Raw genomic sequence first — 12,696 nt, forward strand, 5'->3', positions numbered from 1 at the left:
CACAGGAGTAACACATGATTCGTGCCGGCATCGTCGGAGGCACCGGGTACACCGGGGTCGAACTGCTGAGAATCCTGGCCCTGCATCCGTCGGTCGAGGTGGCCCAGGTAACCTCGCGTGGCGATGCCGGCAGGGCGGTCGCCGATGTCTATCCCAGCCTGCGCGGACATGTCCAGACGGCGTTTGTCGAGCCCGGCGTCGACGTGCTTGGTGGTTGCGATGTCGTGTTCTTTGCCACGCCCAATGGAACGGCCATGCGTCTGGCGCCGGCCCTGCTCGACAAGGGTATCCGCGTCATCGACCTTGCGGCCGATTTCCGGCTGCGCGATGCCGAAGCCTGGGCCCATTGGTACGGCGAACCCCATGCCTGCCCGGAACTGCTGGTGGAAGCGGTTTACGGTCTGCCGGAGATCAACCGCGACGCCATACGCGAGGCCCGTCTCATCGCCTGCCCGGGCTGCTACCCGACCTCGGTACAGCTGGGGCTGCTGCCCTTGCTGGAGGCCGGCGTCATCCGGACGGACGATCTCATCGCCGATGTCAAGTCGGGCGTCAGCGGCGCCGGCCGCAAGGCGGAGCTTCCCTTCCTCATGAGCGAAACCGGCGAGAGCCTGAAGGCATACGGTGTCCAGGGCCACCGGCACTGGCCGGAAATCCGGCAGGGCTTGGCGCGGATCGCGGGCACGCCGGTGCACCTGACCTTCGTACCCCACCTGATTCCGATGATCCGCGGTATCCATGCGACCCTCTACGCCCGCCTCGCGGCGCCGGCGGACGACCTGCAGCGACTCTACGAACAGCGTTACCGGGACGAACCCTTTGTCGACGTTCTGCCCGCCGGCGCCCATCCCGACACCCGCAACGTGCGCGGTTCCAACCGTTGCCAGCTGGCGGTGCACCGGCCGCTGGATGGCGACACCATTGTCGTGCTGTCGGTGATCGACAACCTGGTCAAGGGCGCCGCCGGCCAGGCCGTGCAGGCCATGAACCTGATGTTCGGGCTGGACGAAACCGCAGGACTTGTGGCCGTGGGCCTGTATCCCTAAACCCATGAATCGTCAGCTCGTGCTTGATCATCTGGTTTCCCTGCGCGACTACGTGCGCTATGCGGCCAGCCGCTTCAACGAGGCCGGCCTGTTCTTCGGCCACGGCACGGCGGGCGCGCTGGACGAGGCGGCCGCCCTCGTGTTGCATGCCCTGCATCTGCCCTACGATCTGCCGGGTGGCTATTTCACCGCCCATCTGACCCCGCCCGAGCGGGAACGGATCTTCGGTCTCATCGAGCGGCGCGTGGAGGAGCGCAAGCCGCTGGCCTACCTCACGCATGAGGCACCCTTCGCCGGCCTGTCGTTCTATGTCGACGAGCGGGTGCTGGTGCCGCGTTCGCCGATCGCGGAGCTCATCGAGCAGCATTTTTCGCCCTGGCTGGATGCTCCGGAGGCGGTTACCGATATCCTCGACCTGTGCACCGGCAGCGGCTGCATCGCCATCGCCTGCGCCGTTGCGTTTCCCCAGGCCGAGGTCGATGCGGTTGATATCTCGCCCGATGCCCTGGCCGTCGCCCGCATCAATGTCGAGCGGCACCAACTCGCGGACCGGGTGCGGCTGGTCGAGTCGGACGTCTATGCGGCACTCGGCAACCGGCGCTATGACCTGATCGTCAGCAATCCGCCCTATGTCAATACCGACGAATGGCGGAGCCTGCCGCGGGAGTTCCACGCCGAGCCGCGCATCGGGCTGGAGTCGGGCGAGGATGGCCTGGATTGCGTGCGCCATATCCTGGAAGGCGCGCGGAGACATCTCAAGCCCAACGGCATCCTGGTGGTCGAGGTCGGCAGTGCGGCGGAGGCCCTGGAGGCCAATTTCCCCGAGGTTCCCTTCTGCTGGCTGGACTTCGAACGCGGCGGCGACGGGGTATTCCTGCTGACCGCCGGGCAGGTCGCGGCCTTCTTTTAGCGTTATCGTGCCGCCTGCGCGGCCGCGGAGGACCGGATGCACCACGTTGTCCCTTCGAGGCAGGGCTTGAATCACCTTCGGCTCTGGTGCCTGCTGCTGGCGGGATTCGCGCTGGCGCTGGTCGCCTGCAAGACCACCCTGCGGCAGAACCCGATTCCGTCCGATGGCAGGATACTCGCCTTTGGCGACAGCCTGACCTACGGCACCGGCGTGCTGCCCGAGCAGGGCTACCCCGCCGTGCTGCAGAGTCTGGTCAACCGCGAGGTCATCAATGGCGGCGTGCCCGGCGAGATTTCCGCCGACGGGCTGCGTCGGCTGGCGATTTGGCTGCAGGAATACGAGCCGAAGTACCTGATACTCTGCCACGGCGCCAACGATCTGCTGCGCGCACTCAGCGAGGAGAAGGCGGCCGAGAACGTGCGCGCGATGGTCAAGCTGGCGCGCGACCAGGGTATCGACGTGCTGCTGGTGGCCGTGCCGAAATTCGGTCTCCGGCGCTCGCCGCCGGGGTTCTACGAGGAAATCGCCCGCGAGTTCAACATCCCCCTGGAACGCAACGCGCTCGACGACATCGAACGCAATCCGGCGCTGAAATCGGACGCCGTGCATCCCAACGCCGCCGGCTACAGACTGCTGGCGCAGGCCATCGTCAAGCGTCTGCGGGAAACCGGGGCGCTGTGAGCGTTCGGCAGCTGAACGGCCCCTGAACAAGACCATACCGGGCTCACCCTTGGGCGGGTCCCTCTGACCGGGAATCGGCATGTCTGGAAACACCTTCGGAAAACTCTTTACCGTGACCTCTTTCGGCGAAAGCCACGGCCCCGCCATCGGCTGCATCGTCGACGGCTGCCCGCCGGGCCTGGCACTGTGCGAGGCGGATCTGCAGCACGACCTCGACCGCCGGCGGCCCGGGACTTCCCGCCACACCACCCAGCGGCGGGAGCCCGATGCGGTGCGCATCCTCTCCGGCGTGTTCGAGGGCCGGACCACGGGCACGCCGATCGGTCTCCTGATCGAGAATGTCGACCAGCGCTCCAAGGACTACGGCAACATCGCCACCCAGTTCCGGCCGGCCCATGCCGATTATGCCTATCACATGAAATATGGCTTCCGCGACTATCGCGGCGGCGGCCGCTCCTCGGCCCGCGAGACGGCCATGCGCGTCGCTGCCGGCGCCATCGCCAAGAAGTACTTGCGCGAGCGCTACGACGTCGAGGTGCGTGGCTATCTCGCGCAGCTGGGGCCGATCCACATCGACCGGGTGGACTGGGAGACCATCGACGACAACCCGTTCTTCTGCCCGGACCCCGACCGCGTTCCGGAGCTGGAAGCTTACATGGATGCCCTGCGCAAGGAGGGCGATTCGATCGGCGCCCGCATCAACGTGGTGGCAACCGGCGTGCCGCCGGGCTGGGGCGAGCCGATCTTCGACCGGCTGGATGCCGATCTCGCCCACGCCCTGATGAGTATCAACGCCGTCAAGGGCGTCGAGATCGGCGGCGGTTTCGCCTGTGTTGAAGCCAAGGGCACGGCCTTCCGTGATGAAATGACCCCGGCGGGCTTCCTCAGCAATCATGCCGGCGGCGTGCTCGGCGGCATTTCCTCCGGGCAGGACATCCTTGCCAGCATCGCCCTCAAGCCGACCTCCAGCCTGCGCCTGCCGGGTCGCTCGGTGAATCTGCACGGGGAACCGGTGGAGGTGGTCACCACCGGCCGCCACGACCCCTGCGTCGGCATCCGCGCCACGCCGATCGCCGAGGCCATGACCGCCCTGGTGCTGATGGATCATGCCCTGCGCCACCGGGCCCAGAATGCGGATGTCGCACCCGCTCTGACACCGCTCCCGCCCCGCGCCTGAAGCGCCGCGGTCCGGGCGCGGCGATGGCCGAGCGGGTGCCGGTCGTCCGGCTGGCGGGATTCTATCTCGCCTATTTCGCCATTCTCGGCATCCTGCTGCCCTACTGGCCGCTCTATCTTCAGCAGGCGGGCTACGATCCTGCCGTCATCGGCCTCGTCATGGCCGTCATGCCGGCCACCCGGATCGTTTCACCCGCGTTCTGGGGCTGGCTGGCGGACCGCACCGGGCATACCCTGCGGCTGATTCGCTGGACCGGCTTTCTGGCCGGCGCGACCTTCGCGCTGATCGTCTGGCGGGATCGCCCGCTGTTCTGGCTGCTGGCCACCGTGCTGGCGTTCAGTTTCTGCTGGAACGCCACGCTGCCGCTGTTCGAGGCGGTGACGCTGAGCCACCTGGCCCGCCAGCTGCATCGTTACAGCCGGGTGCGGCTGTGGGGCTCCATCGGCTTTCTGCTGGCCGTCTGGGGTATGGGCGAACTGCTGGACCGGCTGGTTCCGATCGGCGCGCTGCCCTGGGCGATAGCTGGCCTCCTGGTCGGGCAATGGAGCGTGAGCCTGGCGGTTCCCCCTATCCGCGAGCGGCACCCGATGACCGCCAACGTATCCTTGTGGGCCATCCTGCGCCGTGGCGAGGTGATCGGCTTCTTTCTCTCGGCGTCGCTGCTGCAGATGGCCCATGGGCCTTACTACGCGTTCTATTCCCTGCACCTGGAGGCGCTGGGCTTTACCGATAGCGAGATCGGCCAGTTGTGGGCGCTGGGAGTCCTGGCCGAGATCGTGCTGTTCTCTGTCCTGGGCCGCGTGCACCATTACGTGGGCCTGCGCCCGCTGCTGCTGGGCAGTCTGGCCTTGAGCGGCGTTCGTTGGCTGCTGATCGGCTGGGGCGGCGCGCGGATTGGGTTGCTGATCCTGGCCCAGCTTCTGCACGCTGCGAGCTTCGGCAGTGCCCATGCGGCAGCCGTGCAGATCGTTCACCGGAATTTCCAGGGACCGCATCATGCCAAGGGGCAGGCACTCTACAGCAGCCTGGCCTATGGCGTGGGGGGCGCCATCGGCAGCCTGTACAGCGGCTTGCTCTGGCAGGGCTGGGGCGCATCGTGGATATTCACGTCGGCCGCGGGCATCAGCTTTCTGGCTCTGATGGCGGCCTGGCCGCGGGTGGGTCGGTAGCCCCGCCGCCGGCGCGGCGGGGACATTCTGCCCGCCATCCGGGCGGGGCTCCCGCAGGCGGGCATCGAGGGGCATGAGCCTGTTCTTCCCCCCGGAGTCGCGGGTAGTTTCAGGAAGCGGATTTCTGCTTCAGCAGATCGCGAATTTCCCTCAGCAGCCTGATGTCGGCCGGGTCTTCAGGCGGCGCTGCCGGTGGCTGGTGGCGCTGGCCCAGCGCCACCAGCTTGTTCATGGGTTTGATGATGACGAAGAAGACCACGGCGGCGGTGAGCAGGAAGCTGAAGACGGCGCCCAGGATAATGCCGATATCCAGTTCGATCAGTTTGTTGACCGAATGGGTGACGGTCTGGCCGGCGGCATTCGTTTCGGTGACCTCGATCATCTTCCGCATGATCGGGATGGTCAGCTTCGGCTGCGGTCCGCCGCCCGCCAGCGCCAGGATCGGCTCGATGATGCCCTTGCCGAAGGCGGTGACGATGCCCGTGAAGGCCGCGCCGATGATGACGCCGGTGGACAGATCCACGACGTTGCCCTTGAGGATGAATGTCTTGAATTCTTCGAGCATGACCTTGGCCTCCCTGGTGAAATGAGGTGATCCGGACAGTGAGACCGGGGCAATGCTCGGCCATGCTCCCGGCCTCGCTTCAAGTATGGCGCAGGCCCGGGCGCGGGTCACCCGGCGGGAAACCGGTTGGTGGGAGAGGGGGCAAGGTCGCCCCGACGGTCTACAGCATGCCCAGTTGCAACTGGGCCACTTCCGACATGCGGTCGCGCGACCAGGGCGGGTCGAAGACCACTTCCACCCGGACGCGCTCGACGCCGGGCAGGCCCTTGATGGCGGCCTCGGCATCCAGTTGCAGCACCGGACCCATGCCGCAGCCCGGCGCGGTCAGCGTCATGATGACATGGACTTCGTTGCCGCCCGCGGGCAGGGGTTTGACCTGGCAATGGTAGACCAGGCCCAGCTCGACGATGTTGACCGGGATTTCCGGATCGTAGATGGTCCGCAGCACTTCCCAGACATTCTTCTCGATGGTCTCGGGGTCGGTGCCGCTGGCGATGTTGGTGTGGATCGGCGGTTCCTTGCCCAGCGCATCGGCATCGTCGCCGGCGATGCGGACCATATGTCCGGTTTCGTCGAGTACGGTGAAATTGCCGCCCAGCGACTGGGTGAGGGTGACGATGTGGCCCTGCGGCAGGGTGTCGGGCGTTCCGTCCGGGATGCGCACGACGTTGACGTCCCGGTGCAGGCAGATGCTTTCACGTCCATATCCCAGCATTGACATAGCGGACTCCGTTGTGGCGGTTAGCGTGGTGTGGCCGGCGCGAGCAGGCGCAGCAGCGGTTCGGCGTGGGTATCGGGTGACGGCAGGCAGTCGAGTTCCTCGCCGGGATAGGCGCACAGACGTACCGGGCTGCGCATCGGGCCCGGCGTGTAGACCTCGGCGTGCAGGCCGAAGCTCCCCGCCTCGGCGTTGAACAGGGCCGCCAGGCTGGCAAGCCCCAGCTTGGCGATGCCGTAGCCACCCCAGAAGGGCTTGCCCTCGGCGACCGCCGAGTCGCCGACGAAAATCACGCGGCCGCCACCCGAGGCGCGCATCAGCTCCAGCACGGCGCGAGTAAGCAGGAAGGGCGCCGTCAGGTTGACCTGCAACTGCCGCTGCCAGCGCACGGCCTCCACCTGCGCCAGCGGCGCAAGATGGCCCAGCTCGGCGGCGGCATGTATCAGCCCATGCAGGCCGCCCAGCTCGCACTGCAGGGTCGCGGCCAGCTCGGCGTAATCGTCCTCGCCAGCCCCGGCGAGGTCCAGCGGGTACAGGGCGGGTTCGGCGGCGCCGCGTGCCTTGAGCGCGTCGTACAGGGCTTCCAGCCGGCGCACCTTGCGTCCCAGCAGGACGACGGTGGCGCCCGCGTCCGCCGCCGCGCGCGCGGCCACCGATCCGAGGGCCCCGGTCGCGCCGGTGATCAGGATCACCCGGTTTTCCAGAAGGCGTCCGCTCATTGGTTGACCTCGATCCAGGGCAGCAGGTCGGCCGGATGGCTCAGGGTCGCGTCCGCGCCCCAAGCGTCGACATCCTCGTCGTCGGCGATGTAGCCGTAGAGCGCCGCCAGCGTGGCCATGCCTGCCCGTCGTCCTGCCTCGATGTCGCGGGCGGCATCGCCGACATAGACGCAGCACTCGGCGCGAACCCCCAGGCGCTGGCTGGCCTCCAGCAGCGGCAACGGGTGCGGTTTGCTTTCCGCCGTGGTGTCGCCGCTGACGATGCAGCCGGCGCGCCGGTTCAGCTGCAGGGCCTCGGCCAGCGGGGTGGTGAAGCGGCTGTGCTTGTTGGTGACGATGCCCCAGGGCAGCCCGCGTGCGTCCAGCGCATCAAGGGCCGCTTCCATGCCATCGAAATAGCCGGTCCGGCGCGCCGGGTTGTCGGCATAGTAAGCGAGCATGCTTTCCAGCAGGCGCTCGAACACTGGCTGGTAGGCCGTGCCGACCTGGTTGACGGCCGGGTAGCTGGCTACCGGCCGCTGCTCGACGGCCTTGACCAGCCAGTAGCCCAGGATGGTGCGCGCACCGCCCGAGATATGCGGTTTGATCTCCTCGATCGGGCAGGGCGGCAGCCCTTCGGCCGCCAGCGCCTGGTTGGCGGCGGCGACCAGGTCGGGTGCGGTATCCAGCAGGGTGCCGTCGAGGTCGAACAGGACACCGCCGACGGGGGGGCGCGACAGCATCCGCCTAGGCCTCCGGTTTGGCAAACACGGCCAGGTAGTTGACGTCCAGATCCCGGCGGCTGAGGCTGAACTGTCCGGTGAACGGGCTGTAGACCACGCCATCCAGGCCCAGCAGTTCCAGCCCGGCGGCGCGGGCCCAGTGGTCGAGTTCCGACGGGCGGATGAAGGTGGAGAAGTCGTGGGTGCCACGCGGGATCATGTTGAGCAGGTATTCCGCTCCGACGATGGCGAGCAGGTAGGCCTTGAGCTTGCGGTTCAGGGTCGAGAAGAACACCCGTCCGCCCGGCTTCACCAGTTGCGCGCAGGCGCGCACCACCGAGGCGGGATCGGGGACATGCTCCAGCATCTCCATGCAGGTCACATGATCGAAGCTGGCGGGCTGCTGCCCGGCCAGGGCTTCCACGCTGGTCAGCCGATAGTCGATGGCGAGCCCGCCGGTTTCGGCGTGGGCGCGCGCCACGGCCAGCAGCTCCCGGCCCAGGTCGATACCGGTGACGGTGGCGCCCGCCTGCGCCAGTCCCTCGCTGAGGATGCCGCCGCCGCAGCCGACATCGAGCACCTGCCGCTCCGGCAGCTCGGCATAGGAGCGGATGAATTGCAGCCGCAGGGGATTCACCGCGTGCAGCGTCTTGAATTCGCCGCGCGGGTCCCACCAGCGGTCGGCCTGGGCGCCGAATTTCTCGATTTCGTGTTCGTGGACGTTTTCAGCAGTGGTCATGGTGGCATCCGGCTGCGTGATGGCAATGAGGTGGCGAGGGGATCAGGCACGGGCCTGGAGCTTGCTCCGCCAGGCGGCGGCCTTGCGGCCGATGTCGTCGGTGTCCAGCGTGGTCAGCTGGCGGTTCTCCAGCAGTCGTCGGCCACCGACCCAGACATCGGTGACCTGGTGGCGGCTGGCCGCGTAGACCAGATCGGAAATCGGGTTGAACAGCGGCTGGGTCTCGATGCCGTCCAGCCGTATGGCGGCGACGTCGGCCCATTTGCCGGCCTCGAGCGAGCCGATGTCGGCGTCCAGGCCCAGCGCCCTGGCACCGTTGAGGGTGGCCATGCGCAGCGCGGTCGGTGCCGGGATGGTGCTGGCGTCGCCGGCAACGGCCTTGGCCAGCAGGGCGCTCATGCGCATTTCGCCCATGACATCCAGGTCGTTGTTGCTGGCGGCGCCATCGGTGCCGATGGCCACATTGACGCCGGCCTGCACCAGCCTGGCCACCGGACAGAAGCCGCTGGCCAGCTTGAGGTTGGATTCCGGGCAGTGGGCGACACTGGCGCCGGTGGCGGCCATCAGGGCGATCTCCTCATCGGTCAGCTGCGTCATGTGCACGGCCAGGAAGCCGGGGCCCAGCAGTTCCAGCTGCTTCAGCCGGTTGAGGGGGCGCAGCCCGTATTGCTGGCGGCTCTGCTCGATCTCCTGGGCTGTTTCGTGCACGTGCATGTGGATGGGCAGGTCGAGTTCGGCGGCCAGCGTGGCGATGCGCAGCAGGGGCTCGTCGGAGACGGTGTAGGGCGCGTGCGGGGCGAAGGCGAAGGCGAGGCGCGGGTCGTGCAGCCATTCGTCGCGCAGGGCCAGCCCCTTGTCCAGGTATTCCTCGGGACAACTGGCCCAGGCGCTGGGGAAGTCGATCACGATCATGCCGATCACCGCCCGCATGCCGGCGCGCAGGGTCTGCTGCGCCGTCACCTCGGGAAAGAAATACATGTCGTTGAAGCAGGTCACGCCGCCGCGGATCATCTCCGCCATCGCCAGGTCGCTGCCGTCGCGGACGAAGGACTCGCTCATCCAGCGCTGTTCCAGCGGCCAGATATGGTCGGTCAGCCATTCCATCAGCGGGCGGTCGTCGGCGATGCCGCGCAGGAGCGACATGGCGGCATGGGTGTGGGCGTTCACCAGGCCGGGAATCAGCGCATGCTGCGGGAATGCCTCCTCGCGTGCCGCAGGATGGCGGGCCCGGGCCTCGTCCCGCGGCAGGATGGCGGCGATGCGGCCATCACGAAGGACCAGCGCATGATCTTCCAGGACCAGCCCGTCCGGTTCCACGGGGATGATCCAGCGGGCGCTCAGCAGTCGGTCGGCGTCAGACATCCTAAAAAACCCAGTGATTTACTAAACTTTACCACAGGGCAAGGCGATTCCGCTTGTGGCGCAAGCCGGGCATTTTAATTCAGCGGACCGGGCGCCGGTGGTTCCCGGTCTTACAATGGCGTCATTTCCGCCCGGTTGATGTCATGCAGACAGTTCCCTTCCGCTCGAGTCGGCGTCTGGCCGAGGTCCAGGCACCCATCATCCCCGTCATTGCCGACCTGGTGCGTCGGCATCCCGGCACGATCTCCCTGGGGCAGGGAGTGGTGTCCTACGGGCCCCCCGCCGCCGCATTGCAAGCCGCCCGGCAATTCGGCGAGCGGCCGGATCAGCATCGCTACGGTCCCGTGCAGGGCCAGCCCGAGCTGCTGGAGCGGATCGCCCGCAAACTGGCTGTCGAGAATGGCCTGTCCTTGGGGCCGGAGCGGCGACTGCTGGTCACGGCCGGTGCTAACATGGCATTCCTGAATGCCGTATTGGCCATCGCCGATCCCGGCGACGAGGTCATCCTGCCGCTGCCGTATTACTTCAACCAGGAAATGGCGGTCCGCATGATCGGCTGCGTGCCGGTCACGGTACCGACCCGGCCGGATTTCCAGCTGGATCTGGACGCGCTGGCGCACGCCATCACCCCGCGCACGCGTGCCATCGTCACCGTTTCCCCCAACAATCCCACGGGCGCCGTCTACCCCGAGGCGGATCTCCGCGCCGTCAACCGGCTCTGCCGCGAGGCCGGGATCTACCATATCGCCGACGAGGCCTACGAGTATTTCACCTGGGAGGGTGCCCGGCACTTCTCCCCGGCTGCCGGCGAGGGCTCGGAAGCGCATACCCTGACGCTGCATTCCCTGTCCAAGGCCTATGGCATGGCGAGCTGGCGGATCGGCTACCTGGTCCTGCCGGCCCACCTGGAGGCGGCCGTGCTGAAGGTGCAGGACACCAACCTCATCTGTGCGCCGGGTATTTCCCAGGCCGCCGCGGCAGCGGCCCTGGCGGTCGGCAAGGCCTATTGCGCGGGACATCTGCAATCCCTGGCCGAGGTGCGCCTGCGGGTGCTCGAACAACTGGAGCCCCTGCGCGACCACTGCCGTATTCCCGCCGCCGAAGGCGCCTTCTACCTGTTGCTGCGGGTGGAGACGGCGCTGGATTCCCTGTCCCTGGCCGAACGGCTGATTCGTGAACACGGGGTTGCCGTGATTCCCGGCGCGGCGTTCGGTCTGACCGAGGGTTGCCACCTTCGCATCGCCTATGGTGCGCTGGAACGGGAAACCCTGGGTGAGGGCATCCGCCGACTGACGCAGGGCCTGCAGGCATTGACGACGGCACATGCCTAGCGGACACCGGGCGGGCATGGCCATCCGGCTCGCGTTGCCGGCCGGAAGGCTTCCGGCGTTGCGGTGCCCGCCGGCGTTGGCTTGGTCGCCGGGTGATACCAGCGTGCGGGGTGGCCCCGGCTTCGGTTCCCGGCATGGGCGGGAGCTGCTGCTTTTCAACCGGCCGAACCGGTTGCCTTGCCCCAATCGCAGCATCGGCCATGCCCGGGAGCCCGGCAGGTCGCGGCCCGCACGGATGGCACTACAATTGCCTCAGTCAGAGTGCCGCTCCGTTCATGCTTTCGGGCGGCTGTTCCAACGTGTGAGAAAAGGTCTACCGGCAGGTGCGGTTTCACCCGTCCGCCCTGCCGGGATGACTGAGTGAAGGAATCCTGTCACCGCATGGCCCGGCAATTGGGGGCCAGGTATGCGCCTGGCCGGAATGGGGTGTTTGGGCTCAGGACCAGCGGCGTTGACCGGATGCCGCCCCCCGGTTCGGGTGAGGCAGGGCAATGGCTCAGGGTGCGCTTCGCGGGACACCCAAAAGGCGGAGCCTTGGGTCTTTCCGGGTTCCCTGGCCTTGATTGCTGTCGTGGAAGGCAGATTTGGCGGAGAGGGAGGGATTCGAACCCTCGTGCCGGGTTTCCCCGACCATCCGATTTCGAGTCGGCGCCGTTATGACCGCTTCGGTACCTCTCCTTAAGAGCGCGGCATTATAGCCGAAATGACGGCTCCATCGATAGCGGTGGCAATTCCCGGACAAGCCGGGTTGGCTGTCATCGGCGGGACTTGAAGAAGCTGCGCAGCTGGCTGGCGCAGATTTCCCCCAGGATGCCGCCGGTGATCTCCACCCGATGGTTGAGAAATTCCGCATCGGCCAGCTGCAGGGCACTGCCGGCGGCGCCGCGCTTGGGGTCGGTGGCGCCGTAGACGATGCGCCGGACCCGGGCGTGACTGATGGCGCCCATGCACATGACGCAGGGTTCCAGGGTCACGTACAGCGTGGTGTCGATCAGCCGGTAATTTTCCAGCACGGGGCCCGCCGCCCGCAGCGCAACGATTTCGGCATGTGCCGTGGGGTCATGCGTCGCGATGGGCCGGTTCCACCCCTCGGCCACGATGCGGTCGCCGAGCAACAGCACGGCGCCCACCGGCACCTCGCCCGCCTCCTGGGCCCGCTCGGCCAGTTCCAGCGCATGGCGCATCCAGTGCTCATCCCCTGCAGGAGGCTCCATGTGGCGGCGGGATCAGTCTCGCCCAAGGGGCGCGGGCTGTTTGCCGGGCACTTCGTTGATCATGCGGCGGGCGACGAGGTCAAGCAAGCCGCAGGGCAGGCGAGCCTCCTGCCCGAGCGCGGCCACGGCGGCACGAGGCAGGGTTTCGAGGCGTGTGTTCATGCGGTTGGATCGCTCGGCGGGGGATGAGGTTCTGGCTGGGCATTATCCTTGCAATGCTCGCCCCACAGTCAGGGGGACATGCAACGATTGCTGCCCGGCCTGGGCAGTACGATGGAGCAGGTCCGGCCCATGACCGATCCCGCGCAATCGGGCTCTCAATAGCGACCGCAGCCTGGGCCGCAACCCGGAAGGACGGAGCGAG

At 67.4% G+C, this 12,696-nt stretch carries 14 protein-coding genes and 1 tRNA gene; 6 read left to right on the forward strand and 9 right to left on the reverse strand.

The annotated features are described in order from the left end of the window. Positions 1-14 precede the first annotated feature (14 nt). The 5 genes from argC to ACH5N8_RS02165 all read left to right on the forward strand — a co-directional run bounded on the left by argC (position 15) and on the right by ACH5N8_RS02165 (position 4,983). Positions 15-1,046 carry an N-acetyl-gamma-glutamyl-phosphate reductase gene (argC, locus tag ACH5N8_RS02145; protein WP_483282317.1) on the forward strand — a complete coding sequence of 344 codons (1,032 nt, stop codon included), beginning with the start codon at positions 15-17 and terminating at the stop codon, positions 1,044-1,046. A 4-nt stretch (positions 1,047-1,050) separates the two neighbouring features. Next, positions 1,051-1,956, forward strand: coding sequence for a 50S ribosomal protein L3 N(5)-glutamine methyltransferase (prmB, locus tag ACH5N8_RS02150; protein WP_483282318.1), 906 nt, complete (start codon positions 1,051-1,053; stop codon positions 1,954-1,956). Between the two features lie 66 nt (positions 1,957-2,022). Next, positions 2,023-2,637, forward strand: a complete 615-nt coding sequence (locus tag ACH5N8_RS02155) for an arylesterase (protein ID WP_460027940.1) — start codon at positions 2,023-2,025, stop codon at positions 2,635-2,637. 79 nt (positions 2,638-2,716) lie between these two features. Continuing rightward, complete coding sequence (aroC, locus tag ACH5N8_RS02160; RefSeq protein WP_460027939.1) at positions 2,717-3,814, forward strand: chorismate synthase; 1,098 nt, start codon at positions 2,717-2,719, stop codon at positions 3,812-3,814. A gap of 23 nt (positions 3,815-3,837) precedes the next feature. Further along, complete coding sequence (locus ACH5N8_RS02165; RefSeq protein WP_483282319.1) at positions 3,838-4,983, forward strand: MFS transporter; 1,146 nt, start codon at positions 3,838-3,840, stop codon at positions 4,981-4,983. Positions 4,984-5,092: 109 nt separating this feature from the next. On the opposite strand, the gene mscL is transcribed toward ACH5N8_RS02165, so the two are convergent. The 6 genes from mscL to ACH5N8_RS02195 form a co-directional block, all read right to left on the reverse strand. Then, positions 5,093-5,548, reverse strand: a complete 456-nt coding sequence (mscL, locus tag ACH5N8_RS02170; RefSeq protein ID WP_483282320.1) for a large conductance mechanosensitive channel protein MscL — start codon at positions 5,546-5,548, stop codon at positions 5,093-5,095. A gap of 160 nt (positions 5,549-5,708) precedes the next feature. Further along, a complete protein-coding gene (gene sufT, locus ACH5N8_RS02175; protein WP_483282321.1) occupies positions 5,709-6,269 on the reverse strand; it encodes a putative Fe-S cluster assembly protein SufT in 561 nt (186 codons plus the stop codon). A gap of 20 nt (positions 6,270-6,289) precedes the next feature. Further along, a complete protein-coding gene (locus ACH5N8_RS02180) occupies positions 6,290-6,985 on the reverse strand; it encodes an SDR family NAD(P)-dependent oxidoreductase (RefSeq protein WP_483282322.1) in 696 nt (231 codons plus the stop codon). Beyond that, positions 6,982-7,707: a phosphoglycolate phosphatase gene (gene gph / locus ACH5N8_RS02185; protein ID WP_483282323.1), complete on the reverse strand. Its 726-nt coding sequence runs from the start codon at positions 7,705-7,707 to the stop codon at positions 6,982-6,984. Before gph ends, ACH5N8_RS02180 begins: the two co-directional genes overlap by 4 nt. Before the next feature lie 4 nt (positions 7,708-7,711). After that, positions 7,712-8,425, reverse strand: a complete 714-nt coding sequence (gene ubiG, locus ACH5N8_RS02190) for a bifunctional 2-polyprenyl-6-hydroxyphenol methylase/3-demethylubiquinol 3-O-methyltransferase UbiG (protein ID WP_460027933.1) — start codon at positions 8,423-8,425, stop codon at positions 7,712-7,714. Between the two features lie 42 nt (positions 8,426-8,467). Further along, positions 8,468-9,787 carry a TRZ/ATZ family hydrolase gene (locus ACH5N8_RS02195; RefSeq protein ID WP_483282324.1) on the reverse strand — a complete coding sequence of 440 codons (1,320 nt, stop codon included), beginning with the start codon at positions 9,785-9,787 and terminating at the stop codon, positions 8,468-8,470. 143 nt (positions 9,788-9,930) lie between these two features. Here ACH5N8_RS02195 and ACH5N8_RS02200 point away from each other — a divergent pair, with 143 nt between their 5' ends. Further along, positions 9,931-11,118, forward strand: coding sequence for a pyridoxal phosphate-dependent aminotransferase (locus tag ACH5N8_RS02200; RefSeq protein ID WP_483282325.1), 1,188 nt, complete (start codon positions 9,931-9,933; stop codon positions 11,116-11,118). Positions 11,119-11,703: 585 nt separating this feature from the next. Here the strand turns inward: ACH5N8_RS02200 and ACH5N8_RS02205 are convergent. The 3 genes from ACH5N8_RS02205 to ACH5N8_RS02215 form a co-directional block, all read right to left on the reverse strand. Beyond that, a tRNA-Ser gene (locus tag ACH5N8_RS02205) sits at positions 11,704-11,796 on the reverse strand. A 77-nt stretch (positions 11,797-11,873) separates the two neighbouring features. Then, positions 11,874-12,332, reverse strand: a complete 459-nt coding sequence (gene tadA, locus ACH5N8_RS02210) for a tRNA adenosine(34) deaminase TadA (protein WP_483282326.1) — start codon at positions 12,330-12,332, stop codon at positions 11,874-11,876. A gap of 12 nt (positions 12,333-12,344) precedes the next feature. After that, positions 12,345-12,494 (reverse strand): hypothetical protein, encoded by a 150-nt coding sequence (locus ACH5N8_RS02215; RefSeq protein WP_483282327.1) that lies wholly within the window; start codon positions 12,492-12,494, stop codon positions 12,345-12,347. Between the last annotated feature and the right edge of the window lie 202 nt (positions 12,495-12,696).

It is taken from the genome of Methyloparacoccus sp. NF-16 (assembly GCF_056880625.1).

Excerpts from the sequence above, each read along its gene's own strand:
- tadA (WP_483282326.1), bottom strand. The coding sequence starts at position 12,332 with ATGGAGCCTCCTGCAGGGGATGAGCACTGGATGCGCCATGCGCTGGAA.
- ACH5N8_RS02180 (WP_483282322.1), bottom strand. The coding sequence starts at position 6,985 with ATGAGCGGACGCCTTCTGGAAAACCGGGTGATCCTGATCACCGGCGCG.
- gph (WP_483282323.1), bottom strand. The coding sequence starts at position 7,707 with ATGCTGTCGCGCCCCCCCGTCGGCGGTGTCCTGTTCGACCTCGACGGC.
- ACH5N8_RS02200 (WP_483282325.1), top strand. The coding sequence starts at position 9,931 with ATGCAGACAGTTCCCTTCCGCTCGAGTCGGCGTCTGGCCGAGGTCCAG.
- ACH5N8_RS02195 (WP_483282324.1), bottom strand. The coding sequence starts at position 9,787 with ATGTCTGACGCCGACCGACTGCTGAGCGCCCGCTGGATCATCCCCGTG.
- sufT (WP_483282321.1), bottom strand. The coding sequence starts at position 6,269 with ATGTCAATGCTGGGATATGGACGTGAAAGCATCTGCCTGCACCGGGAC.
- mscL (WP_483282320.1), bottom strand. The coding sequence starts at position 5,548 with ATGCTCGAAGAATTCAAGACATTCATCCTCAAGGGCAACGTCGTGGAT.
- ACH5N8_RS02215 (WP_483282327.1), bottom strand. The coding sequence starts at position 12,494 with ATGAACACACGCCTCGAAACCCTGCCTCGTGCCGCCGTGGCCGCGCTC.
- ACH5N8_RS02165 (WP_483282319.1), top strand. The coding sequence starts at position 3,838 with ATGGCCGAGCGGGTGCCGGTCGTCCGGCTGGCGGGATTCTATCTCGCC.
- ubiG (WP_460027933.1), bottom strand. The coding sequence starts at position 8,425 with ATGACCACTGCTGAAAACGTCCACGAACACGAAATCGAGAAATTCGGC.
- aroC (WP_460027939.1), top strand. The coding sequence starts at position 2,717 with ATGTCTGGAAACACCTTCGGAAAACTCTTTACCGTGACCTCTTTCGGC.
- argC (WP_483282317.1), top strand. The coding sequence starts at position 15 with ATGATTCGTGCCGGCATCGTCGGAGGCACCGGGTACACCGGGGTCGAA.
- prmB (WP_483282318.1), top strand. The coding sequence starts at position 1,051 with ATGAATCGTCAGCTCGTGCTTGATCATCTGGTTTCCCTGCGCGACTAC.